Raw genomic sequence first — 23,762 nt, 5'->3', positions numbered from 1 at the left:
GACAATTAGCAATCTTTTGTGTCCTCGTTCGTCAAGAATAACGTGGTTCCTCGCAGCTGCAGCGAAGGTCGGCTTCCCGCCCTCCCAGCAGGTTACTGTGCACAGGCAGCAGGTTTTTCGCGTGTGCAGCAAAAGTCCGCTTGGTGGCCCCTATTGCTTTTTGTAGTTTGACAGAATGGTACAATCGCAAATGGCGACGGGCCCTCTTTCCCCTTACTTTCCCTTCGTGGGCCAGCGGCAATTGGACATGCCAAACGCCCCTGGCCGTCAGGGTGAGGGCGCTGCCCTCCCCCTCGGGCAACCCTTTTAGACAGGGCCGTGTCCTCGGCTTTGCCTGCGGGCCGCACCACCCCTGTCGAATAACGTTGCCTCGCCCCCTCCCGCGTTCGCCACGTGGCAGATTAGCAGGAACAGGCAGCTTCGCTGTCTGACCTACAAATCAGCTCTGATTTTCCGAAAGGGAAGTCAGAACAAATCAAACTGCGTGCGGGAGCATTAAATGGGGGCGGTGTGTTAGTTGAAGGCGCAAAGGTCAAATTCAACTGATGTCCAACGTTGGGGGCGCCTTCTGATGTCGAACGTTCGCTGATTGTCTGGTCCAACTATGACGGTTGGGTCAGGTTCGTGTGACGTTCAACAGGAAACCAGTGGCGGACCGAGGAGGATTCGAACCCCCGACCCCTTGATTCGTAGTCAAGTACTCTATCCAGCTGAGCTATCGGTCCGCGTTGGTGAGGCGCTATGTAGACCCGGTATTCGGGACGTGCAAGTCGATTCTGTAAAAATAATTCAAAAAGCCCCATCGCCCCGCGGGAGGCGAATTTCAAAGGTGGTACCTGTTGACCCTGTCTCGGTCAGAACAAGGTCACCCCCATGGCCCCGCAACAGTTCCTGTGAGATCGCCAAGCCCAGACCCGACCCGCCTTTGCGGACGCCACCCTGAAAGGGTGTGAACAGATTTTCACGCGCTTTGGCCGGCAGGCCCGGCCCTGTGTCGCTGATCTGAATACACCAGTTGGCGTCCTGCTCTTGCCCGGACAAGGTGATCCGACCGGGCTTTCCTGATGCAACCAGCGCCTGACGGGCATTTCGAACGAGGTTCATCATGACACGGAAAATCTGTTCAGGATCAGCTCTTACGACCAACTCTTCCGGCACATCATTGATGATCTCGATACAGGCATCGGCAACGGCAAGTTTCTCGCTCGCAACCACATCCTCGGCCACAATGCGGAGCGGAACCAGTGTAAGCGACGGTGCAGGTTCTTCAGCGCGGCCAAATGCCAATGTGCTTTCGCACAGGGTTACCGCTCGGGTGATCGAGTTCACCAGCTTAGGGGCCATGCGACGCACCAATGGGTCTTCGCTGGATTCGATCCGGTCGGTAAACAGCTGGGCCGAGGTCAGAATGTTGCGCAGATCGTGGCTTACCTTGGCCACAGCCCCGCCCAGCTGCGCCAGACGCTCGCGCTGTTTCAGGGCCTGGGTCAGTTCGGTTTGCAACTGTTTCAGCGCCTCTTCGGCCTCGCGCAGCTCGGTCACTTTGGAATCCGGTGAGATGATTCCACGGGCATCTTCGGGGGCGCTGGCATAGCGCTGCATATATCCGACAACGCTTTTGATGGGCTTTACCAGAACCACCCGAACCGCAAGAAACAGGAAAAAAGCCGTGATGATCGAAATCACAAATGACAGGCCCAGAATGCGTAACCCATAATCCGTCATCGCCATACGCAACGGCATGCTGTCAGTCGTCACCTCAATCAGCAGACCTGCGCCTTTCACAGGCTCGCCAATAACACGGATGACTTCATTTTCCGGCGTGAACAACCGCACGACAGCATCCCGGATCAAAACCCATGGTCGCGCGTCACGCAGGTCATAGGTCTTGCTGATCTGCCCTGGAATAGGAGAGGACAGCATCAACTGGCGCATCTCGTCTCGCCGCAGAACCACGTTATAGACGCCCGCATTGGCCAGCAGTTCAGCCTCAAGGTCCTCGGCCAGCATATCATCGGCCAACAAAGCGAGCGAGGCGATCTGAGCGCGCTCCAGCCGGTTCAGCAGGAAATCTTCGCGGAATCGCGCAATCGAAGGGACAAAAATCAGAACCTCGGCCAACATCACGAAGACCGTCGTCAGGATCAGAAATCGGCCTGACAGCGAGTTCACATTGCTCTCCCTTCCAGGTCAGGGCATCCAGCGCTGGACGAACCTGACCACACGTTTAACCGTTTGATTCTCAAACAGCCTTGGTGAGAAATAGGCGCCCGCCACCCGTTTGTTAAGCTCTCCAATCGTCGGATAGGGCGAAACCATGGCGGCAACCTTCCCCATCTTCAGATTATTGGCCAGCGCCAGCGACCACAAGCTGATCAGCTCACCCGCCTGATGGCCAACAATTGTGGCACCCACAGGTCGGCCTTTGACGACCATGACCTTGATGAAACCATTCGTTTTACGCTCGGAAATGGCGCGGTCGTTGTGGTGATAGTCAAACCGCGCAATTTCCATCTTATCGCCATGCTCGGCGCGCGCCTGCACCTCGGTCAGGCCAACCTGCGCCAGCTCGGGGTCGGTGTAGGTCGCCCAGGGGATATGTGCGGTTTTCGCCTTGGAGGGCAGCCCAAACAGCGCCGAACGAATGATAATCCCCGCGTGATAGCCCGCCACATGAGTGAATTGCAGCCCACCCGCGACATCTCCGATCGCATAGACCCTGCGGTTCGTGGTGCGCAGGGTGTCGTCGACCTTGATGCCGGTTCGGGTGGGCTCGATCCCGGCAGCGGCAAGGTTGAGGCGGTCGGTATTGGCCTTTCGCCCCGCAGAGAGCAGCAGATGCGTGCCCAAGAAGATCTCGCCGTTCTCGGTCACCACTTCAACCGCGCCATCGGAGCCGCGAATCTGTGCCACCATCGCCTGTTCATGGATCGCAACGCCCTCGGCGCGCAAACTGTCCAGCACGACCTCTGCCGCCTCGGGGTCATCCTTGCCCAGCGCCTTTTGCCCTTCGATGACTGTGACCTTGCAACCGAGCCGAATATGCGCCTGCGCCATCTCCATCCCGATGGGGCCACCGCCGATGATCAGCAGATGATCGGGCTTGTCGCGCAGATCAAAGATAGTCTCGTTGGTATAATACGTCACCTTGTCCAAACCGGGGATCGACGGAATCAGTGGTGAAGAGCCTGTTGCAATCACAACCCGCCTCGCGGTGATCAGATGATCCCCCGCCTGAACCTGTGTCGGAGAGACAAAGCGGCCATATTCCCGGATCACCTTGACACCAAAGCTTTCGAACCGCTCTTGGCTGTCCATCGGCTCAATCTGCGCAATCACACCATGCACGTGGTCTTTGGCGGCGGCGTAATCCACCTGTGGCACCACATCCGCCACACCCAGCGCCGAGGCATGCGCCTGCCCATAGGCGGCCTTGCCGCTGGCAATCAGGGCCTTGGACGGGACGCAGCCGAAATTCAGACAATCGCCGCCCATCTTGTGACCTTCCAGCAGGATCACATCCGCACCCATCTGGCTCGCCCCCGCGGCGACCGACAGCCCACCTGACCCGGCCCCGATCACCAGGATATCGGATTTCAGTTCTTGCATGATCAGCTGTCCTTTTGGCCGCGCAGCGTTTTGATCAGAATGGGCAGAGCCGCCAGCACACACAAGCCGATGATGGGGCCGATGACAAAAGGCTCCCACAGCAGTGAGACATCCGGCGTTTCACCTCGGTCGAATACACCGCCCAGTCCGACGCCGATCCAAGTATAAACGATGCCACCGGGAATGATGCCCAGCGCCGTGGTGAACAGAAAATTGCGGAACTTCACCCCCACCAGCGCCGGCACCAGATTGGCCACAAAGAACGGAACCACCGGGACAAGGCGCAGCAGGAACAGGACCGAGATCTCATTCTCGCGCAGGCCGTCCTTCAGCTTTTTGATCGTGCCTTCCGAGGCCTCAAGACGCGCCGTCAAGGACGCCCCCAACCCCCAGCGCGCCGCCAGAAAGATCGCCGAGGCGCCGATGGTTGCTGCAAAAATGTTGAAGACCGTGCCTGCGAAAAGGCCAAACAGGAACCCTCCGGTCATCGAGGCCACCGCAGCGCCGGGCAGCGAGAACGCAACGATGGCAATGTAAATCGCTATGAACGCACCTGCCATTGCCCAGTAATTGGCATCACGCCAACCCAAAAGGGCCTCTCGGTTGTCGCGCAGGGTTTCAAAAGTCAGGTATTCACCCAGTGTAAAGTAACCCACTGCGGCTACGGCAAGAATCACCAGCAAAGGAATATGTCGCGCAAGCCCGCTGCGCGGGGCCTGAGTTGTATCGCTCATAATGGTGTCCGGTTTTGTGCGTCTCATTCTGGCCTCAACATGCGACGTCACGCGCCCGGGCAACAGGGGCCTCACGCTGCCTTGATCTTTTCGACAGTGAATGTGAGGGTTTTGTGCCTAAAATCCGTATTTTTGAAATCTTTTACCGCGCGGGATTATAGAATTGTTGCAAAAGGCTGCAAAACCCCCACCAAGGGGTTTGACTTACCCCCCGCTTGGCAGTAGAGGACGGGCTTCGAACACCACGGGCAGGCGAATCCGCGCTGCACCCGACCGAATAGATTGGAGACGGAGCGATGAAACGCACCTATCAGCCTTCGAACCTGGTTCGCAAACGCCGCCACGGTTTCCGCGCGCGCATGGCCACCAAGGCCGGCCGCAAGATCCTGAACTCGCGCCGCGCACGTGGCCGCAAGTCGCTGAGCGCATAAACCGCTCACCGATCAGGTTATGAACATGACGCCGCCGGAGGCCCCTGAGGATGGTAACTGCCAACCCGGGGATACGCCCCCGGCGGCGTCCGTTTGCGCATCCAAAACATTGATCATCCTCAGGAAACGATCCGATTTCCTGAACGCCGCGCGTGCGCGTCGGCAGGGCACATCATCAATGATGGTGCAGGCGCGCAAACGCGCCGAGGGCGAGGCGGACGGGATTCGCGTCGGTTTCACCTGTTCCAAAAAGGTCGGCAATGCCGTGGCTCGCAACCGGGCCAAGCGACGCCTGCGCGAAGCTGCGCGCGCGGTACTGCCTGAGAAGGGGCAGGACGGCTGGGATTACGTGCTAATCGGTCGCGCCGATGTCACAGCCGGACGCCCCTATGCAGCGCTGCTGGATGATTTGCGCTATGCTCTGCGTAAAGTCCATGCTGCGCGGAAATGACATTGCTCTCGCATATCCTTGCCTTACCCATTCGGGCGTACCGGTTGCTGTTCAGCCCTTGGGTCGGGTTCAACTGCCGCTATCAGCCTACATGCTCGGCCTATGCGTTGGAGGCACTGGAAAAACACGGTGCCATCAAAGGCACATGGCTGGCCGCACGACGGATTGGGCGCTGCCACCCTTTGGGTGGTGACGGGTATGATCCGGTTCCGGACCGTGAAGATCCCTCCTGACCCGTCGTCGGACTTGACCGGAGCGCACCTTCGCTGAACAGTTGTGCTGTTCAATTCGAGGGCCAGATGACATCTGACGCGCGCCATTCCCTACCCATGCATGACGTTCTGAACCAGCCGCCTGTGCGCGGAGATTTAGACCTTTGGGCCTCTGACCCAGTACTGCAAAATGTGGCAGGCGCGCGAAGCTCTATTCTTCGCAACTATGGTGCAGACCTTGGGCGTGCTGCAGTCAGAGACATGGCGCGCGAGGCCAATTTCCACTCCCCAGAACTTGTTCTGTTTGACCAAGGTGGACGCCGCCTGGATGAAGTGCGTTTCACTCATTCATACCATCACCTGATGCAACTCAGCCAATCATCCGGATACGCAGCCGTTGCCTGGTCTGACCTACCGAATGGTCACGCGACCCACGCCGCCATGGTCTACCTTGCCAGTCAGGTCGAACCCGGACATTGCTGCCCGCTGACCATGACTTACGCAGCCGTTCCAGCACTTGCGGCGAATGAAGAGATTGCCTCGATCTGGGTTCCCAGATTGACGGAATGGAACCACGATTCCTCTATCGCTCCTATCGCCTCCAAAAAAAGCGCCACGCTGGGCATGGCGATGACTGAGAAACAGGGCGGCTCGGACATTCGCGCCACTACAACGACGGCCACACGCGACGGAGATCACTGGCGGCTGCATGGGCATAAATGGTTCTGCTCGGCCCCGATGTCCGACGGTTTCCTGACACTTGCCCAGACCCCCGGCGGTCTGACCTGTTTCCTTGTGCCCCGCTGGCTGGACGGCGAACGCAATGCAATCCACCTGATGCGGCTGAAGAACAAGCTGGGCAATCGGTCCAACGCCTCGGCCGAGATTGAATACCATGATGCGCTGGCCTATCAGCTTGGAGATGAGGGCGCGGGTGTGCGCACAATCCTGGAGATGGTGCATCACACACGGCTCGACACTGCAATGGCCCCGGCAGGTCTGATGCGGGCGGCCCTCAGCGAAGCGCATTACTGGGTCAGCCATCGCAGCGCCTTTCAGCGCCGGTTGATTGACCAACCCCTGATGCGCATCGTTCTGGCCGATCTCGTGCTGGACTGGGAGGGGGCGCTGACACTGGGAATGCGTGTAGCCCGCGCCTTTGACGGAGACACCGCCGAAGACCGCGCCTTTGCCCGGATCGGGGTGGCGCTGGCCAAGTTCGTGTCGAACAAACGCTGCCCGGTCGTGGCGGTCGAGGCGATGGAGGTGCTGGGCGGCATGGGCTATGTCGAAGACACGCCGATGCCGATGATCTATCGCGAAGCGCCCCTGAACGGCATTTGGGAGGGGTCGGGCAACGTGATCTGCCTGGACATTCTGCGCAGCCTTGCGCGCGACCTGCTGGCCGCCCAGACCTTGCAGGCCGAACTGGACGCGGCAACCGGAGCCGACCGCCGTTATGACGCTGCCCTGAAGGCGCATCGCGACCGCTGGTCCACCCTGCCCCCCGAGGCCGAGGCCCGCTGGTTCGCCGAGGCCACCGCGCATCTGCTGACCGCCGCGCTGCTGCTGCGCCATGCGCCCGGTGCGGTGGCCGATGGATATATTGCCACGCGGGTTCTGGGCGAAAGCGGGCGCATACCCGGATCGGTCTCGGGGCTAGACACCGACGTCCTGCTGGGCCGGCTGTCCGGCTAGGCGGGCCTTGCCCGGTCGGCGCATCTGCGGTAGGGGCTGCGCATGTTCGACGAAGCTGACGATATCCATCCGCTGTTTGCCGGTGCGCCCTCGACCACCGAGTTCAAGAAGCTGCGCAAACGCATCGTGCGCCAGACGCGCGAAGTGATCGAGCAATACGGCATGGTTGACCCGTCGGCCCACGACAAGGACGGCAAGCCGCCGCGCTGGCTGGTCTGCCTGTCAGGCGGTAAGGACAGCTATACCTTGCTAGCGGTTCTGTACGAGCTGAAATGGCGCGGCCTACTACCGGTCGATCTGCTGGCTTGCAATCTGGATCAGGGCCAACCGGGTTTTCCCGCTACCGTCCTACCCGAGTTTCTGGAACGCATGGGTGTACCGCACCGCATCGAATATCAGGACACTTACTCGGTCGTCATGGACAAGGTTCCCCAAGGCCGCACCTTTTGCGCGCTATGTTCGCGCCTGCGCCGGGGCAACCTGTACCGCATCGCGCGGGAAGAGGGCTGCTCGGCCGTGGTGCTGGGTCATCACCGTGACGACATCCTTGAGACGTTTTTCATGAACCTGTTCCACGGCGGCCGTCTAGCAACGATGCCGCCAAAGCTGGTGAACGAAGAAGGCGACCTGTTCGTCTTTCGCCCCCTTGCCCATGTCGCCGAGGCGGATTGCGAGAAATTTGCCAATGCGATGAACTACCCGATCATTCCTTGTGACCTGTGCGGCAGCCAGGACGGGTTACAACGCCAACAGGTCAAACAGATTCTCGATCAGTGGGAAAAAAACAGCCCCGGACGGCGGCAAGTGATGTTCCGCGCCTTAACCAATGCGCGCCCTTCGCACCTTTTGGACCCGAAATTGTTTGATTTTGTTAATCTTTCCATCAATTCGAGCGAAAAAACTGAAAAAACGGATGATATTCCACAGCTGCGTTAACGAGTGACTCAGACTGATTTTTTACGGTTTGACCTGAGCGCAAGATGCTCAGGGTAAAGGCGAAGACGAACCGATGAGGAAATCTGTTTCCGTTGATCAATTTCTCGATACTCTCACCACGTATCTGAGTGGCCCGCCGGTGCTGGCCTTTGCTCCCGCCATTTCGCTTGCGGCTTTCTGGGTCGGTGGAGAACGTGCGCTTGTCGTTGTGGCACTAAGCCTTCCGTTGCTGATCGTCGCCTTCGCCTCAGTCAGACGCACGCAAACTGCACGCATCTCTCCACTGCACCATCACGGAAGACTCGCGCCAACGGATAAGTTTGCCGCCGAACTTGAAAATTTCTTTGACCGTACCGATCACAATAACATGGGATCGGCTTGTATGATCATAGCCTTAGACGGGTTCACAGAATTTGTTGACCTGCACGGAAATGCGGCCGCGACTCATCTGTCCAGCCAATTTTGTGACCGCATCTTCTCAGTCATTCGAACCGGCGATATTGCGACACGATTAGACGAGTGCAAAATAGCCATCGGCCTGCGCCCGTCACAGCATCTCGATCTCGAAGCCTGTATTCAGATGTCGGGCCGCATCCAATCCGCCGTTGAAGAGCCGATCACCCTAAACGGCACCACTGCCTATGTCTCGTGTTCAATCGGTTTTTGCCTGCAATCCGCAATTCGCGGATCCTGGTTTGAAAATTGGATTGATGCCGCATCTGCTGCGCTATGCGAAGCTCAGCGTAATGGACCCTCAACGATCCGCGCCTTTTCAAACGAAACCCGCCGTAGATCCAATATCAGGGCCAACCTTCGCAAAGAGTTCGAGGCTGCGCTGGACAACGGACAAATCCGCCCCTGGTTTCAGCCTCAGGTTTCCACAGATACAGGGCGGGTTACGGGGTTTGAAGCCCTGGCCCGCTGGGAGCACCCGGAAAAAGGCATCTTGAACCCACAGATATTTCTGCCTTTTGCCCAACAGGCCGAGCTTATGGAGAGGCTTGGCCAAACGATGCGGCATCATGCATTTTCCGCGATGTGCTGCTGGGACCGGAACGGGATTCACGTCCCACGAATCGGAATCAACTTTTCTTCGGACGAGCTACGAGACCCCGCTCTGCTGGACCGATTGAAATGGGAACTGGACCAAAACGACCTGACGCCCGACCGACTGGCTGTCGAAATTCTGGAAACCGTGTTTTCGCGACGTCCGGACGATGTGATTACCCGCAACGTGACCAGCCTTGCAGCACTTGGTTGTTGTATTGATTTGGATGATTTCGGCACTGGACATGCCTCGATCGCCTCGATCAAACGGTTTGATGTGACGCGGATCAAGATAGACCGAACTTTTGTGGCCAAGGCGGACAGTGATGCATCGCAACAACAATTGGTCAGTGCAATTCTCACTATGGCCGAAAGGTTGAATGTGGAAACACTCGCCGAGGGTGTTGAAACCACCGGTGAGCACGCGTTGATGGCACAGCTAGGTTGTGACCACGTTCAAGGCTTTGGCATTGGCAAGCCCATGCCGTTCGAAAAGACCATGGATTGGATCTCGGCCCATCAGAACAAAGTCAAAGGCATTCCCAAGATTGGACGGCAAGCGGGTTCTTGATCGCAGGTTTTCACCACAAAAGCCCAATCTGGAACCATAAGGCGGGCGAATCCGCTTGACCTTTGGGGCTGCACTCTGTTGAACCCACCGGGTGTGTTTCACTGCTTAAGGTGGCTGTCCCAGATGGACGATCAGAACAAGAATCTCATCCTCGCAACCGCGCTCAGCTTTGTCGTGATCCTGGTTTGGTTCGTGCTGTTTCCACCGCCCGAGCAAACCACCATTACAGATCAGGCTGAAATCAGCGCCATCGAAAGCGATGAGGTTCAGACCCCCAGCGCCTCTAGCGCGGGTACCGTAGGCGAAGCCACGGCGAGCGCAGAAGAAACGCTGCCCGGGTCCGAGGCCGCGCGGATCAAGATCGACACGCCCCGCCTTGAGGGCAGCCTGTCGTTGTCCGGTGGCCGCATCGATGAATTGTACCTGAAGGATTATAAAGTCTCGATTCAGGACAACGCACCGATTGTCGAACTGTTCTCTCCGGTCGGATCTGAATCTGCATATTATGCGCTCTACGGATGGGCACCTGGCGCTGGTGTCACCGGCACGGACGTACCCGGGCCGAACACGGTCTGGATGGTCGAAAATGGTGAAACACTTGGGGTGAACGCTCCAGTTACGTTGAAGTGGGAGAATGGCAATGGCCTGACCTTCCGCCGTACCATCTCGGTAGACGAGAACTATATGTTCGAAGTCACACAAGCGGTGGAAAACAACACACAAGCCGAGGTCGGCATGGCGCCATATGGCATCCTCGCCCGCCATGGCATCGGCGAAGATGGCGACCTGCCCGGACTTAAGAATTTCTTCATCCTGCATGAAGGCGTGATGGTCATGGCCGACGGTGTTCTGGATGAAATCGACTACGGCGATGTGCGCGACTTTGACATTGATCCGAACGAACGGGCGCAAGCCGAGGTCTTTCAGGTCAAAGACGGTGGCTGGGTCGGCTTTACTGATCACTATTGGATGACCACCCTGATCCCGGCTGAGGGCACGACCTTCAAGGCAGCAGCCAAATACGATGCCCGTCGCAAGATCTATCAGACGGAAACTGTACTGCCGACATTGCTTATCGCACCTGGGGCTACTGAAGAGGTCACAACCCAGCTGTTTGCCGGTGCCAAGGAATGGGAAACCATTCGTGAATATCAGGCCGAAGGCGTTCAAAAGTTCATCGACAGCATCGACTGGGGCTGGTTCTATTTCCTGACCAAGCCGATCTTCTGGCTGCTGCACAACATTAACGCCCAGATCGGCAACATGGGCTGGTCGATCATCGGCCTGACCCTGATCATCAAGGCGATCTTGTTCCCGCTGGCGTTCAAGTCCTATGTCTCGATGGCGAAGATGAAGGAACTGCAGCCGCAGATGGAGGCCCTGAAAGAGGCCGCTGGTGACGATCGTCAGAAAATGCAGCAAGGTATGATGGAACTGTACAAGAAGGAAAAGGTTAACCCCGCCGCGGGCTGTTTGCCGATCCTGATGCAGATCCCGATCTTCTTCTCGCTGTATAAGGTGATCTTTGTCACCATCGAACTGCGTCAAGCACCGTGGTTTGGCCCGTTTCAGGATCTCAGCGCACCGGATCCAACGTCAATCATGAACTTCTTCGGCTGGCTGCCTTGGGCCGGGCCGCAACCTGACACCCTTATGGCGCTGATCTTCATCGGCATCCTGCCACTGTTGCTGGGGATTTCGATGTGGCTGCAGCAAAAGCTGAACCCGGCACCAACAGACGCGACACAGGCAATGATCTTTGCCTGGATGCCCTGGGTCTTCATGTTCATGCTCGGTGGGTTTGCCAGCGGCCTTGTGGTGTACTGGATCGCGAACAACACGATCACCTTTACCCAACAGTATCTGATCATGCGCAGCCAGGGTTATAAACCGGATGTATTTGGCAACATCAAATCCGGTTTCAAGCGCGCCGCTAAGACGGATGACAAATGACGGCTGAAGTCACCCATATTTGGCGGCATCCTATGAAAAGCCACGGCCACGAAGCCGTGCAGACCGTGACAGTGACCCCCGGGCAGACAATGCCCGGGGATCGCGTTTGGGCAGTTGCGCACGAAGCGTCAAAAGCCGATGGCACGAAATGGGTACCCTGCGTCAATTTCAGCCGAGGGTCAAAAGCCCCAAACCTGATGGCCATTTCCGCCAATCTGGACGCGAATCTGCTGACCCTGACCCATCCCGATCGCCCCGATCTAACCTTTGACCCGGATCGGGAACAGGACGTTTTTCTGGATTGGGTGCGCCCGCTGATGCCCGCGGACAGGGCGGCATCTGCCCGGATCGTTCGGATACCAGGGCGTGGGATGACAGACAGCGATTTCCCGTCAATCAGCCTGTGCAACATGGCCTCTCACCGGGCGGTTGAACAAAAATTGGGGCAAGACCTGTCAATCAAACGCTGGCGCGGTAACATCTGGTTCGATGGTCTGCCCCTGTGGGAAGAATTCGACTGGCTCGACCGCGAGTTGCAAATCGGTGAGGCCGTGTTCCGCGTCCGCGAGCGGATTGTGCGCTGTTTGGCGACCACTGCGAACCCGGATACCGGCGACCGCGATGCCGACACTTTGGGCGCGCTGAACAGCTGGGGCCATCAGGATTTCGGCATCTATACCGAAGTGGTCCGCGGCGGGGTAATCTCGGTCGGTGACAAGGTGATACCGTTATGAGCACCCTACCCTTCCCTCTGGCCCAAGATCCCGATGAATTCTCGTTGGAGCGCGGGCGCAAGCTGTTTGCTGGCCCGTCCGAGTTTGTCAAAGGTGTCGTCGCCATGAGTGGGCTGCCCGACCCTGACCGCCTTGAGGTCTGCTTTGCGGGCCGCTCCAATGTTGGCAAGTCCAGCCTGATCAACGCGCTGACCGGCACCAAGGGGCTGGCGCGCGCGTCGAACACGCCGGGTCGAACGCAGGAAATCAACTTTTTCACTCAGGGCCCAGAGCTATATCTGGTCGACCTTCCCGGCTATGGCTATGCCAATGCGCCGGTTAAAGTGGTGGAAAAGTGGCAGCGGTTGCTGAAACAATATCTCAGTGGCCGACAGACCCTGCGCCGGGCCTTTGTCCTGGTTGACGCGCGCCATGGGGTAAAGCCTGTTGATGCCGAGATTATGAAGCTGCTGGACACTAGTGCCGTAACCTTTCAATGCGTGCTGACCAAGGCAGACAAGGTCAAGGCCAATGAACGCGAAAAGGTTCTGAACCAGGTCCGCTCGGCCCTGTCAAAACACCCCGCCGCTTTCCCCGAAATCGTGCTGACGTCGTCCGAAAAAGGGGATGGTATCCCAACGTTGCGCTCGATCATCACGCATCTGGAATAGCTTGGCCCTTGGCAGCACCTTTCAAAGGCCCTAACACGGTGGGCCAGAGGGACCTTAGCCATGAAGACAAGAGATATGAACCGGGATTGGATCGCCACCGCCGCCACATTGAACAGCGCACTGCCCTATCTGCAGCGCTATGACGGGGCCATTGTCGTCATCAAGCTGGGCGGGCACGCCATGGGCAGCGATGAAGCGATGGAAAGCTTTGCCCGTGACGTGGTTCTGATGCGCCAGGTGGGCATCAACCCGGTTGTGGTACATGGCGGCGGTCCCATGATCAACGCGATGCTGGACAAGCTCGATATCCAATCCGATTTCGTGAACGGTAAGCGTGTGACGGACAAGGCGACTGTCGAAGTGGTCGAGATGGTGCTCTCGGGCCTCGTGAACAAACGCATTGTTCAGGCCATCAACGGACAGGGAGGGACTGCGGTTGGCCTGTCGGGCAAGGACGCCAACTTGATGATCTGTGATCAAACCGATGCCTCGCTGGGGTTTGTTGGCTCTCCTTCCGAGATGAAACCCGAAATCCTGCACGATCTGTTTACGCATGACGTGATCCCGGTAATTGCGCCTCTGGGCGCCGGGCGCGAAGGTGAGACGTTCAACGTCAACGGTGACACCGCCGCCGGTGCCATCGCCTCGGCCTTGAAGGCAGACCGTCTTCTGTTGCTGACCGACGTATCAGGCGTCAAGAACGCTGCCGGAGAGGTCGTGACCGAGCTAAAAGCCGGTCAGATCCGCGAGATGACCCTGGACGGGACCATCGCAGGCGGAATGATCCCCAAGACCGAAACGGCGCTGGACGCACTGCATAGTGGGGTGCGGGCCGTAGTCATTCTGGATGGGCGCGCGCCCAATGCGGTGCTACTGGAACTGTTCACCGAACACGGAGCTGGGTCGCTGATCCGACCCGATTGATCGACTGCGACGGAGGTGACATGACAGTTCAAACCGCACCTTCCCCGAACATTTATCAACGTGTCGACAGCGCGGCTGCTGAGGTTGGGCTTATCGTGATGGGTGCGTTACATCCTGGGCGCGCTAATGCCAAGCAATTGGACAGCGGCACCCTGATCCTGCTAGGTGCAGGGCCCACGTTCTGGCCTGTTTTGAAATCAGCCCCTGAATGGCAAGGTCCCGACCCTGTTGACCGGTGGTCGTACCGCGTCGTCAATCAGATGGCGCAGGATTTGGGGGCGCAAGCCTATTTCCCATTCGGTGGCCCACCCTATGTGCCGTTTATCGACTGGGCGCTGAAATCGGGGCGTACATTCAGCAGCCCGGTTGGCGCCTTGGTGCATGACACGGTCGGTATGATGATCTCGTATCGCGGCGCGCTGCATTTTGATCAGGAATTCGAGATTCCCGGTGCCCATAATTCATCGCCCTGTGTTACATGCGATGCCCCTTGCGCTCAGACCTGCCCAGTCGGGGCCCTGAACACCCACAGCTTCTATGACGTTGAGGCCTGCCACGGGCATCTGAACACAGAGCAGGGCCAAACCTGCATGACCGGTGGCTGCCTTGCGCGCCTGGCCTGCCCTCTCAGCCCCGGGGCCGGGCGGGACCCAGAACAATCCGCCCACCACATGAGGTCTTTTCACCCGTCATGACTCGCACCCTGATCCTGACCCGCCATGCCAAATCCAGTTGGGATGAGCCGACGCTCAGCGATCATGATCGGCCACTGAACAAACGTGGACGCTGCTCCGCACCTGCTGTGTCCGGCTGGCTACTCAGGAATGGCTGGCTACCGAATGAGGTGCTCAGCTCTACCGCCCTCAGAACCCGCGAGACGTGGGATCGAATGGGGCTGCAGGCTGATCTGATCCAGTTCGAACGCGCGCTGTATCTGGCCGGTCCCGATCTCATGATGCGGACCCTATCACAGGCTTCTGGCCAAACCGTGCTGATGCTGGGCCACAACCCCGGGATCGCTGAATTCGCCAGACAACTTGTGCGGCAAGCGCCAGATCACGGCCGTTTCGATGACTACCCGACCTGCGCAACAACAGTCATACAGTTCGAGATCAACTCCTGGGCCGCGCTTCGGTGGCACAGTGGGGATGTCTTGGGGTTCGTCATTCCACGCGAGTTGCCGGAATAAAAAAGGCGGGGCAAAAACCCCGCCTTTCAAGGTTCTTCCGATCGGGATCAATGGCCCAGAATCTGGCTCAGGAACAGCTTGGTCCGCTCGCTTTGTGGGTTGTTGAAGAACTCTTCTGGTTCGTTCTGTTCCACAATCTGACCGGCATCCATAAAGATCACGCGGTTGGCGACCTGACGGGCAAAACCCATCTCGTGGGTCACACAAAGCATGGTCATGCCTTCTTCGGCCAGCTCGATCATAGTGTCGAGCACCTCTTTGATCATCTCAGGGTCCAGCGCCGATGTAGGTTCATCGAACAACATGATCCGCGGCATCATGCAGAGCGAACGGGCAATCGCAACACGCTGCTGCTGACCACCCGAAAGCTGGCCAGGATACTTGTCGGCCTGTTCTGGGATTTTCACCTTCTCTAGGAAGTGCATCGCACGCTCTTCAGCCTCTTTCCTGGGCGTCTTGCGCACCCAGATCGGGGCCAGCGTACAGTTTTCCAGAATGGTCAGATGCGGGAAGAGGTTGAAGTGCTGGAACACCATCCCGACCTCGGACCGGATCTTGTCGATGTTTTTCAGGTCATTCGACAGTTCCGTCCCATCCACCATGATCGTGCCTTGCTGGTGTTCCTCCAGCGCGTTCAGACAGCGGATCAGGGTGGACTTACCCGACCCTGACGGCCCCGCGATAACAATCCTCTCGCCCTGATTGACGGTCAAATTGATGTCGCGCAGCACATGGAAAGACCCATACCACTTGTTCATGTTGTTGATTTCGATGGCGACCTCGTCGCTCACCTGCATCTTGGATCGGTCGATTTCGCGGTCTATTGCAAGTTCAGACATGTGTTGAACTCCTTAACGATGGCCAGTCTGAAGCTTGCGCTCCAGATACATGGAATAACGGGACATGGAGAAGCAGACGACGAAGAACAGCGCCGCAATGAATGCGAACAGTTCCCAGTAGATGCCGTTCCAGGCGGTGTCGGCGCGGATAGCGGATGCCAGTCCGATAACGTCGAACAGTCCGATGATCGACACCAGCGTCGTATCCTTAAAGATCCCGATGAATGTGCTCACGATGCCCGGAATTGAGATTTTCAGGGCTTGCGGCATGATGATCAGTCGCTGTGCCTGCCAGTAGTTCAGGCCCAAACTGTCGGCGCCTTCGTACTGACCGCGTGGCAATGCAGCCAGGCCACCCCGGATCACTTCGGCCATATAGGCGGCTGAGAACAGGGTCATCATGATCATCACCCGCAAGATGATGTCAAAGTTTGTACCCGGCGGCAGGAACAGGTTCAGCAGCAGCGAAGCAACGAACAACAAGGTGATCAGCGGCACTCCGCGAATGAACTCGATAAAGCCCACACACAGGTATTTGACGATCAGCAGGTCGGACTGGCGGCCAAGCGCCAGCACAACACCGATCGGCAGCGAGACACCAATGGCCACAACACCCAGCAGGATCGCCAGCATGAAGCCCCCGAACTGACGACTTTGCACCGCCTCAATGCCAATGGGCAGGATCGAATCCATTGCACCGGTGAAATAGCTGGACAGTACCAGCCACCAAATCACCGCGGCGACGGCACCACCAATCATCCCGATCAACTCACTCATTTCTTTACTGAGGACTTGGTAAACGCCCCAAGCGGCGACAAATCCTAACGCAGCTGAAATCGGTCCCCAGATGGTGCCACCCCACATCAGGAACGGCATCAGGAAGGGGTAAGCAGCAGTCAGGATCAACAGCTTTTTCGGTACACGCTCTGAGTACAGAATCGGTGCTAACGCAACTAGCAACAGGATCAGCGATACAATCGGGCGCCAATACAGGTGGCTCGGATAGAACCCAAATAGCAGTTGCAGCCAACGGTCGTTGATTACGCCCCAGCACGCGTGCCCGTGGGTAGAACCCCAGTTGGCCAACATGATCTCGCGGCACTCGTTCAGCGAGTTGGCATTCCAGACAGACTGAAACACCCACGCCAAGACACCCGAAAGCACATACCAAACCGCATAAAGCGATACCAAGGTCAGGATCGAGTTGAACCAGCCGGAAAACAGGTTGTGTTTAACCCAACCAATGACACCAACTTCGGACGCTGGTGGCGCTTTCTCCGGCAACATTTCCGCGCGGACAAATGAAACATCACTCATATTACCGCTCCACCAATTTGACACTATTGTTGTACCAGTTCATCACTGCCGAGATGCTCAGCGAGATGCACAGATAGACCAGCATCAGCAGTAGAACGCATTCCAGCTCGCGGCCGGTTTGGTTCATGGTGATGCCACCTAGGGTACCTGTGATATCCATATATCCCACCGCAATCGCCAGAGACGAGTTCTTGGTCAGGTTCAGGTAGTTCGAGATCATTGGCGGGATGATCACGCGCAACGCTTGCGGCAGGATCACCAGACGCATAATCCGGCTCGGGCGTATACCCAGCGCGGCGGCGGCCTCGGTCTGCCCCTTGGAAATGGCGAGAATTCCGGCCCGCACGATCTCAGCGATGAAAGCTGCAGTGTAAAGGGACAGGGCCAACCACAATGCGATAAGCGAGTTCCGCAAATGGGTGCCGCCTTTGAAGTTGAACCCTTTCAGTTCCGGGTATCCCAAATGGAATCCCAACGCAGTCAGCAGGATCAACATCGGCACAAACAGTATACCCAACTGAATGTGCCAGATGGTTGGGCGATCACCAGTTGCTTCCTGTTTTGCAGCGGCATTAGCGGATACTTTGCGCATCACAAAAATGCTGCCCACCAAAACGACCAGAAAGGCGACCAGATCCAATGAAATGTCGAAGCGTAAGCTGGACGCACCAAACAAGTGGATATCGCCAAGACTGCGTGAAAACAGGAGCTCTGGGATATAGACACCGCGATTGGTGACGGCGACAGAGTTGAAAAAATCCATCGTGGCCGTCGGGGTTTCGCCTCGGAATGCATTGGGTGCCGGTAAACCTTCGATCAGAATGGCCATAGCCAGAACGATCCAAAGCAGCACAGGCACGTTACGGAACATCTCGACATAAACAGTCATGATCCGCGCGATCAACCAGTTGTTGGAAAGTCGTAATACACCAACGAAAACACCGATAATTGTCGCCGTGATACAGCCGAGAACTGCAACAACAAGTGTGTTAAGCAATCCGATAAACCCAGCACGCAAGTGGCTGTCTCGAGAATCGTATTCCAGCAGGCGTTGGTTGATATCGTAACTTGCAGGTTCGCCGAAGAACCCGAATTCTACGGGTTTACCAAGTGCTTCGAGGTTCTGAATGGTGTTGGAAATGATCCAGGCTGCCAAAAGCATGAAACCGATCATTGCAATGACCTGGATGGTCGCAGATCGGTACCGCGTATCGTAAAGGAGCATGGACAGCCGGAACTGCTCCTTTGGCGGGTCAGTGAGAGTCGACATGACCTATGTATATCCCCGTGTCATCCCGTTATTCGCAGACAGAGTTGATCTCTGTTCAATCTAACCGGGACTGTTTCTTATGGATTGAAAAAGGGCGCAGGATGAACTGCGCCCTCTTCAATGGATATTAGCGGAACGGCGGCGAGTACAGCAGGCCGCCATCGGTCCACTGACCGTTCAGGCCGCGTGCCAGACCGATTGGCGTTTCTTCACCGATGTTCTTGGCAAAGACCTCACCATAGTTACCACCCGCCTTGATAGCGCGCATTGCCCACTGTGCGTCCAGACCCAGCATCTCACCCAGAGTGCCTTCGCTGCCCAGCAGACGGTTCACTTCGGGGTTGTCGGTGCCAGCAGACATCTCGTCGATGTTCGCCGAGGTCACACCCAGCTCTTCAGCCGAAACCAGTGCGTTCAGTGTCCAGCGAACAACGTCGCCCCACTCGTGGTCGCCATGACGGACCAGCGGGCCCAGCGGCTCTTTCGAGATGATTTCGGGCAGCAGGATGTGATCACCGGGGTTTTCGAACGTGGCGCGAGTTGCGGCCAGGCCCGATGCGTCGGTGGTGTAGACGTCACATGCGCCAGCCAGATACTGCTGCTGCGCTTCTGCGTTGGTTTCGATCGGAACCGGCTCGTAGCTGATGTTGTTCGAGCGGAAGAAATCCGCCAGGTTCAGCTCGGTGGTGGTGCCGGTCTGGATGCAGACAGTCGCGCCGTCCAGTTCCTTGGCCGAGCTTACGCCCAGCGCTTTGGGAACCATAAAGCCCTGACCGTCGTAATAGTTTACACCGACGAATTCGAACTTCAGATCTACGTCGCGGCTGAAGGTCCAGGTGGTGTTCCGGGCCAGCATGTCGATTTCGCCCGAAGCCAGCGCGGTAAAGCGTGTCTTACCTGTGGTCGGAACGAATTCAACGGCGCTTGCGTCACCCAGAACCGCAGCGGCAACGGCGCGGCACAACGAAACGTCAAAGCCCTGCCATTCACCATTTGCGTCGGGCGCGGCAAAGCCGACCAGACCGGTGGTCACACCGCAGTTCAGCTTACCGCGCGCCTTGACGTCGTCCACGGTTCCCGCCATGGCTGCGCCTGCGGCCAGACCGGCAACTGTGGCCGCGCCCAAGATTACGGATTTTTTCATTTTTACCTCTTCCTGATTGTCCATCCCGTTCAGGGACGGTTCTATCCGGCACCTCAGGTACCAGAAAGGTTTCCCCAAAGGTGTCTCCCCTTTAGTGCGCACGAGTTTGGTCGCATTCATAAACAAACGTCAAGGGTCGGATCAGGGAAAACGATGGATCAACTCACAGATGTCCAACAGAGCGGTAAAAATTCAGAAATCTAAGATCAATCAGAGACGTCGTAGAAGCGTTTAGCGTGTAAAAAGGCAGAACGTTTGACTTCGGCTGCTTCATGCGCCTCGTCGTCATGGCCCCATTGTTCGATTTGCCACTGCTCGTCCAACCGCGAAATCCGCCAGATCTCTTGCGCATCACACCAATCGGAAGTGGCCGCAAACCCAAGGATCAACGAGCCCGAAAGGCTGACCAGATCGTGGAAGGCAGCCAGTTGGAAGTTGTTGAAATCATGCACTCGCCGGCGCAACTGATCCAGCGCCGCCACGTCTTGCGGCTGATGCAGGATACCTGTGACGGGCTGCAGGCGAACCGACATGGCTTCCGCGGCCCAGTCCAACACCGGGTCCCACTGCTCAGCTTGCCGCTGCTGCAACTCTTGCGGGTGAGCGGCGCGATAGCACAGCAAATCCGAATCGCCATAATCGGCCAGCATGTCTGCAACTTCGGCGTGCTGAATCAGTACCTTGTCGATGGCTGCATTGGCCGAACGCGTGTAGGGCATCGTCCCTGGGTCAACCTGTTCTTCCTGCGCGTCCCATTCGGCCGCAACGGCCTGAGCCATCGGCAAGGTCGGCAGGATCAGTCCGGCCCGCGCAGGTGTTTTGACCCGACGACCGTCCAGTTCGACCGTAAATCCGCCATCGGCCTCGACCACCTGACATGCAGTCCAAAATCGTTTCGGTTTCCAGTCACTCATGTCTTCAGGTCCAGATATCGTCCAGTGCGCCCGGCAACTGGTCAAACGTTTCGATAATACGAGAGGCAGCGGCCAGGGCAGGCCGTTCGTGATACCCCCAGGTGACGCCAATTCCCGTGACACCGGCGGCGGCGGCCATATCCATGTCGAATCGGGTATCCCCGATCATGACAGTATCAACCGCATCGACGCAGGTTTCGGCCCTAGCCGTGTCGATCATCGAAGGATGCGGTTTTGACGGGTGGTGATCTGCGACCTGCCGGGTCACGAAATAGCCTTGCAGACCGTGACCTTCGATCAAAGCATCCAGACCACGTTGCGATTTGCCTGTCGCCACGCCCAGCAACATCTCGGGGATTGCATGCAGTGCCTCGATAACCTCACGGGCTCCGGGGTAGAGCGGCGAACTGGCCATTCCCTGTTCCAGCCGATGTGCGTGATAGGCCTGTTTATAGCCCTCTACCAACCGCGCCTGATCCACAGCAGAACACTCGGGCACCAACTGTGCCATGGCTTGTGGCAGAGATAATCCGACTATGGACAAGATCCCCGCCCTATCCGGTACCGGAAGAGACAAGGCATCAAAGCTGGCGGTCATGGCCGCGATAATGCTGCCCTGGCTATCGACCAGGGTACCGTCCACATCAAATAGTACCAGACGCAAGGGTCTGCTCATTGCAAAGACTCGAACGGATCATCCGCAGCCAGGTCTTCGGCCCATCCGAATGTGTCCCAGCTGTGTTTCATATGATCGGGCAAGGGTGCGGTGACCGTGATCTTCTTACGCGTCACCGGGTGCTGAAACGAAGCCTGCCGCGCATGCAGGTGCAGCTTTTTGCTGATCACACCGCCCAACTGCGCACCCCAGCCATCGCCAAGGTTCTCTTGACCCGAACCGCCGTATTTTCCATCCCCGATGATTGGATGCCCAATCGCTGCCATATGCGCACGCAACTGATGAGTGCGGCCGGTGATCGGCTCCATCGCGACCCAGGCGGCGCGTCCGGCCACGCGGTATAGCGTAGCGTAAAGTGTATGGGCCCGCTTCGCGCCTGGCGTATCGTTGATTTCGTTAAGATGAACGGGGATCATCTTTTCGCCCTCGCCCTGGCTGCCATGGCCCGGGGCCTTGACCAAACCGGTCTTGATCTCGCCCAGATAAGGGGTCGGCACCCCAGCGACCAGGGCCCAATATATCTTGCGCGTGTCCCGGTGGCGGAAAGCGGCGGTCAGTGCTTTGGCGGCCTCGCGTGTGCGGGCCAGCAACAGCACGCCCGAGGTATCCTTGTCCAGACGGTGCACCAGTCGCGGGTTTTCGTCATATCCAAAGCGCAGCGCCTCGGACAGGCCGTCCACATGCCGGGTCTGGCCGCTGCCGCCTTGCACCGGCAAGCCTTGCGGTTTGTTCAGCGCGATCACGTGATCATCGCGATAAATCACGCAAGCCTGCATCATCTCGGCATCCGCATCTGTGATCCGCGGTTTCACCTCGACCGGTTTGTGGTCCGCATCCGGCAGAGGTGGCACGCGTACAACCTGGCCGACCTCAAGCCGGGTCGAGGCCTTGGCCCGTCCGCCATCCACACGCAGTTCGCCCTTGCGGCACATTTTCTCGATGCGCCCCTGGCTGACATGCGGAAACAGACGCCGCAGCCAGCGGTCCACCCGCTGATCGCCATCCCCATCCGCAACCGTAATCATCTGCACGCCACTCATGCCATTGCCCCTTGCGCCGCGCGGCAGACCCGCCCGGACCACGCTGTAAACATTGTCCCAGAAAACATGCGCGTCTGTCGCGCGCATCGGCCAAAGAGTCAAGCCGGTGCTAGTCTGGTTTCCGTTGCGAACGCAGCTTGGCAAAGTAGTCCAACCGTTTCTTCAGCTCACGTTCAAACCCACGCTCGACAGGTTGATAGAGAACAGGGCGCGATATGGACTCGGGAAAGTAGTTCTGCCCAGAAAACCCATCCTCGGCATCGTGATCATAAGCATAGCCCGCACCATAACCCTGATCTTTCATCAAAGAGGTTGGTGCATTCAGAATATGTTTGGGCGGCGGCTCACTTCCTGATTGCTTGGCCAGGCGCATCGCTGCCTTGTAGCCCACATAGGCCCCGTTCGATTTCGGAGCCAGAGCCAGATAGACCAGCGCCTGCGCCAAAGCCAACTCGCCTTCGGGACTGCCCAGCCGCTCATAGGTTTCCCAGGACTGCATACAGATCGCCTGAGCCTGCGGATCAGCCAGACCAATGTCCTCGACCGCCATTCGCGTGATCCGGCGCGCCAAATACCTTGGGTCCTCGCCTCCTGTCAGCATTCGCGCGAACCAGTACAGGGCTGCATCGGGGTCGGATCCTCGCACCGATTTGTGCAAGGCCGAGATCAGGTTGTAATGCTCATCCCCCGACTTGTCGTATTTCGCAGCACGGCGCATGAGCCGGGTCGACAAAGCGTCAGTGTCTAGCGGGCCATCCACTTTCCACGCGGCCACCTGTTCGATCAGGTTTAACAGCGCGCGCCCGTCGCCATCGGCCATTTCCTGCAGCGCACCTCGGGCCGCAGAGTCCAGTGGCAACCCACGGTCCAGTTCCTGCTCAGCGCGTTGCGTCAGGCGTTCTAGATCGGCAGGGCTGAGCCTTTCCAACACCAACACCTGCGCCCGGCTGAGCACAGCAGCGTTCAGCTCGAACGATGGATTTTCCGTGGTCGCCCCGACCAGGAGGATCGTACCATCCTCCATATGCGGCAGAAACCCGTCCTGCTGCGCCTTGTTGAAGCGATGGATTTCGTCAACAAACAGCAACGTCCCCTGCCCGTTCTGACGCCGGATCTTCGCAGCTTCGAACACTTTCTTCAGGTCGGGAACACCAGTAAAGATGGCACTGATCTGCACAAAATGCAGGTCCGTCTCTTGCGCCAAAAGCCGCGCGATCGTGGTCTTGCCGACGCCGGGCGGCCCCCAGAATATCAGGCTCGACAGACTGCCCGAGGCCAGCATCACGCCCAAAGGCGCATCCGGGCCCAACACCTGTTCCTGCCCGATCACCTCGGCCAGCGTTTGCGGGCGCAATCTGTCGGCCAGCGGGCGATGTACAGGTGGCGCAGGGTCAGGTGACCCGGTATCGAAAAGGTCACTCAT

At 57.9% G+C, this 23,762-nt stretch carries 23 protein-coding genes and 1 tRNA gene; 12 read left to right on the top strand and 12 right to left on the bottom strand.

The features are described from left to right. Positions 1 to 648: 648 nt before the first annotated feature. From AC2FH2_RS15975 to AC2FH2_RS15960, 4 genes are all read right to left on the bottom strand, one after another. A tRNA-Arg gene (locus AC2FH2_RS15975) sits at positions 649 to 725 on the bottom strand. A 64-nt stretch (positions 726 to 789) separates the two neighbouring features. Then, positions 790 to 2,172, bottom strand: coding sequence for an ATP-binding protein (locus AC2FH2_RS15970; protein ID WP_496713834.1), 1,383 nt, complete (start codon positions 2,170 to 2,172; stop codon positions 790 to 792). 18 nt (positions 2,173 to 2,190) lie between these two features. After that, positions 2,191 to 3,609 carry a dihydrolipoyl dehydrogenase family protein gene (locus AC2FH2_RS15965; protein WP_496824331.1) on the bottom strand — a complete coding sequence of 473 codons (1,419 nt, stop codon included), beginning with the start codon at positions 3,607 to 3,609 and terminating at the stop codon, positions 2,191 to 2,193. Positions 3,610 to 3,611: 2 nt separating this feature from the next. Further along, positions 3,612 to 4,343 (bottom strand): TVP38/TMEM64 family protein, encoded by a 732-nt coding sequence (locus AC2FH2_RS15960; protein WP_496694400.1) that lies wholly within the window; start codon positions 4,341 to 4,343, stop codon positions 3,612 to 3,614. 296 nt (positions 4,344 to 4,639) lie between these two features. Between AC2FH2_RS15960 and rpmH the strand changes: the two genes are divergently transcribed. The 12 genes from rpmH (at position 4,640) to AC2FH2_RS15900 (ending at position 15,139) form a co-directional block, all read left to right on the top strand. Beyond that, entirely contained in the window at positions 4,640 to 4,774 is a 135-nt protein-coding gene (rpmH, locus tag AC2FH2_RS15955; RefSeq protein WP_005632162.1) for a 50S ribosomal protein L34, read from the top strand. Between the two features lie 25 nt (positions 4,775 to 4,799). After that, positions 4,800 to 5,225, top strand: coding sequence for a ribonuclease P protein component (gene rnpA / locus AC2FH2_RS15950; protein WP_496694399.1), 426 nt, complete (start codon positions 4,800 to 4,802; stop codon positions 5,223 to 5,225). Next, on the top strand, positions 5,222 to 5,458 hold the full coding sequence (gene yidD, locus AC2FH2_RS15945; RefSeq protein WP_281973741.1) for a membrane protein insertion efficiency factor YidD: 237 nt from the start codon (positions 5,222 to 5,224) through the stop codon (positions 5,456 to 5,458). The genes rnpA and yidD overlap by 4 nt, the downstream gene beginning before the upstream one ends. A 66-nt stretch (positions 5,459 to 5,524) precedes the next feature. Continuing rightward, entirely contained in the window at positions 5,525 to 7,135 is a 1,611-nt protein-coding gene (locus AC2FH2_RS15940) for an acyl-CoA dehydrogenase family protein (protein WP_496824328.1), read from the top strand. A 42-nt stretch (positions 7,136 to 7,177) separates the two neighbouring features. Further along, positions 7,178 to 8,071 carry a tRNA 2-thiocytidine(32) synthetase TtcA gene (gene ttcA, locus AC2FH2_RS15935; protein ID WP_496824326.1) on the top strand — a complete coding sequence of 298 codons (894 nt, stop codon included), beginning with the start codon at positions 7,178 to 7,180 and terminating at the stop codon, positions 8,069 to 8,071. Positions 8,072 to 8,144: 73 nt separating this feature from the next. Then, positions 8,145 to 9,689, top strand: a complete 1,545-nt coding sequence (locus AC2FH2_RS15930; protein ID WP_496824324.1) for a putative bifunctional diguanylate cyclase/phosphodiesterase — start codon at positions 8,145 to 8,147, stop codon at positions 9,687 to 9,689. 123 nt (positions 9,690 to 9,812) lie between these two features. Next, entirely contained in the window at positions 9,813 to 11,642 is a 1,830-nt protein-coding gene (yidC, locus tag AC2FH2_RS15925; protein ID WP_281973745.1) for a membrane protein insertase YidC, read from the top strand. Further along, on the top strand, positions 11,639 to 12,376 hold the full coding sequence (locus tag AC2FH2_RS15920) for an MOSC domain-containing protein (RefSeq protein ID WP_496824322.1): 738 nt from the start codon (positions 11,639 to 11,641) through the stop codon (positions 12,374 to 12,376). Before yidC ends, AC2FH2_RS15920 begins: the two co-directional genes overlap by 4 nt. Further along, complete coding sequence (gene yihA, locus AC2FH2_RS15915) at positions 12,373 to 13,026, top strand: ribosome biogenesis GTP-binding protein YihA/YsxC (protein WP_142639735.1); 654 nt, start codon at positions 12,373 to 12,375, stop codon at positions 13,024 to 13,026. Before AC2FH2_RS15920 ends, yihA begins: the two co-directional genes overlap by 4 nt. A 60-nt stretch (positions 13,027 to 13,086) precedes the next feature. Then, the gene (gene argB, locus AC2FH2_RS15910; protein ID WP_142639737.1) at positions 13,087 to 13,950 is read left to right on the top strand and encodes an acetylglutamate kinase; all 864 of its coding nucleotides are present in this window, start codon (positions 13,087 to 13,089) and stop codon (positions 13,948 to 13,950) included. Positions 13,951 to 13,970: 20 nt separating this feature from the next. Continuing rightward, entirely contained in the window at positions 13,971 to 14,645 is a 675-nt protein-coding gene (locus tag AC2FH2_RS15905; RefSeq protein ID WP_496824320.1) for a ferredoxin, read from the top strand. Continuing rightward, positions 14,642 to 15,139 (top strand): SixA phosphatase family protein, encoded by a 498-nt coding sequence (locus AC2FH2_RS15900; RefSeq protein ID WP_496824318.1) that lies wholly within the window; start codon positions 14,642 to 14,644, stop codon positions 15,137 to 15,139. The genes AC2FH2_RS15905 and AC2FH2_RS15900 overlap by 4 nt, the downstream gene beginning before the upstream one ends. Positions 15,140 to 15,186: 47 nt before the next feature. On the opposite strand, the gene AC2FH2_RS15895 is transcribed toward AC2FH2_RS15900, so the two are convergent. The 8 genes from AC2FH2_RS15895 to AC2FH2_RS15860 form a co-directional block, all read right to left on the bottom strand. Further along, positions 15,187 to 15,978: an amino acid ABC transporter ATP-binding protein gene (locus AC2FH2_RS15895; RefSeq protein ID WP_142639743.1), complete on the bottom strand. Its 792-nt coding sequence runs from the start codon at positions 15,976 to 15,978 to the stop codon at positions 15,187 to 15,189. 12 nt (positions 15,979 to 15,990) lie between these two features. After that, positions 15,991 to 17,295, bottom strand: coding sequence for an amino acid ABC transporter permease (locus tag AC2FH2_RS15890; RefSeq protein WP_496824317.1), 1,305 nt, complete (start codon positions 17,293 to 17,295; stop codon positions 15,991 to 15,993). A gap of 1 nt (position 17,296) precedes the next feature. After that, positions 17,297 to 18,565, bottom strand: coding sequence for an amino acid ABC transporter permease (locus AC2FH2_RS15885; protein ID WP_496824316.1), 1,269 nt, complete (start codon positions 18,563 to 18,565; stop codon positions 17,297 to 17,299). Positions 18,566 to 18,692: 127 nt separating this feature from the next. After that, a complete protein-coding gene (locus AC2FH2_RS15880) occupies positions 18,693 to 19,709 on the bottom strand; it encodes an amino acid ABC transporter substrate-binding protein (protein ID WP_142639749.1) in 1,017 nt (338 codons plus the stop codon). A gap of 206 nt (positions 19,710 to 19,915) precedes the next feature. Further along, positions 19,916 to 20,623, bottom strand: a complete 708-nt coding sequence (locus AC2FH2_RS15875) for an ATP12 family chaperone protein (RefSeq protein ID WP_281973748.1) — start codon at positions 20,621 to 20,623, stop codon at positions 19,916 to 19,918. A gap of 4 nt (positions 20,624 to 20,627) precedes the next feature. Continuing rightward, positions 20,628 to 21,299, bottom strand: a complete 672-nt coding sequence (locus AC2FH2_RS15870; RefSeq protein WP_281995978.1) for an HAD-IA family hydrolase — start codon at positions 21,297 to 21,299, stop codon at positions 20,628 to 20,630. Then, the gene (locus tag AC2FH2_RS15865) at positions 21,296 to 22,339 is read right to left on the bottom strand and encodes an RluA family pseudouridine synthase (RefSeq protein WP_281973760.1); all 1,044 of its coding nucleotides are present in this window, start codon (positions 22,337 to 22,339) and stop codon (positions 21,296 to 21,298) included. Before AC2FH2_RS15865 ends, AC2FH2_RS15870 begins: the two co-directional genes overlap by 4 nt. Before the next feature lie 109 nt (positions 22,340 to 22,448). Further along, on the bottom strand, positions 22,449 to 23,762 hold the full coding sequence (locus AC2FH2_RS15860; protein WP_496824315.1) for a replication-associated recombination protein A: 1,314 nt from the start codon (positions 23,760 to 23,762) through the stop codon (positions 22,449 to 22,451).

Source organism: Ruegeria sp. YTSA105 (assembly GCF_059610225.1).
The sequence above is the reverse complement of the archived record's forward strand: the minus strand, read 5'-3'. Positions and strand labels throughout refer to the sequence as shown.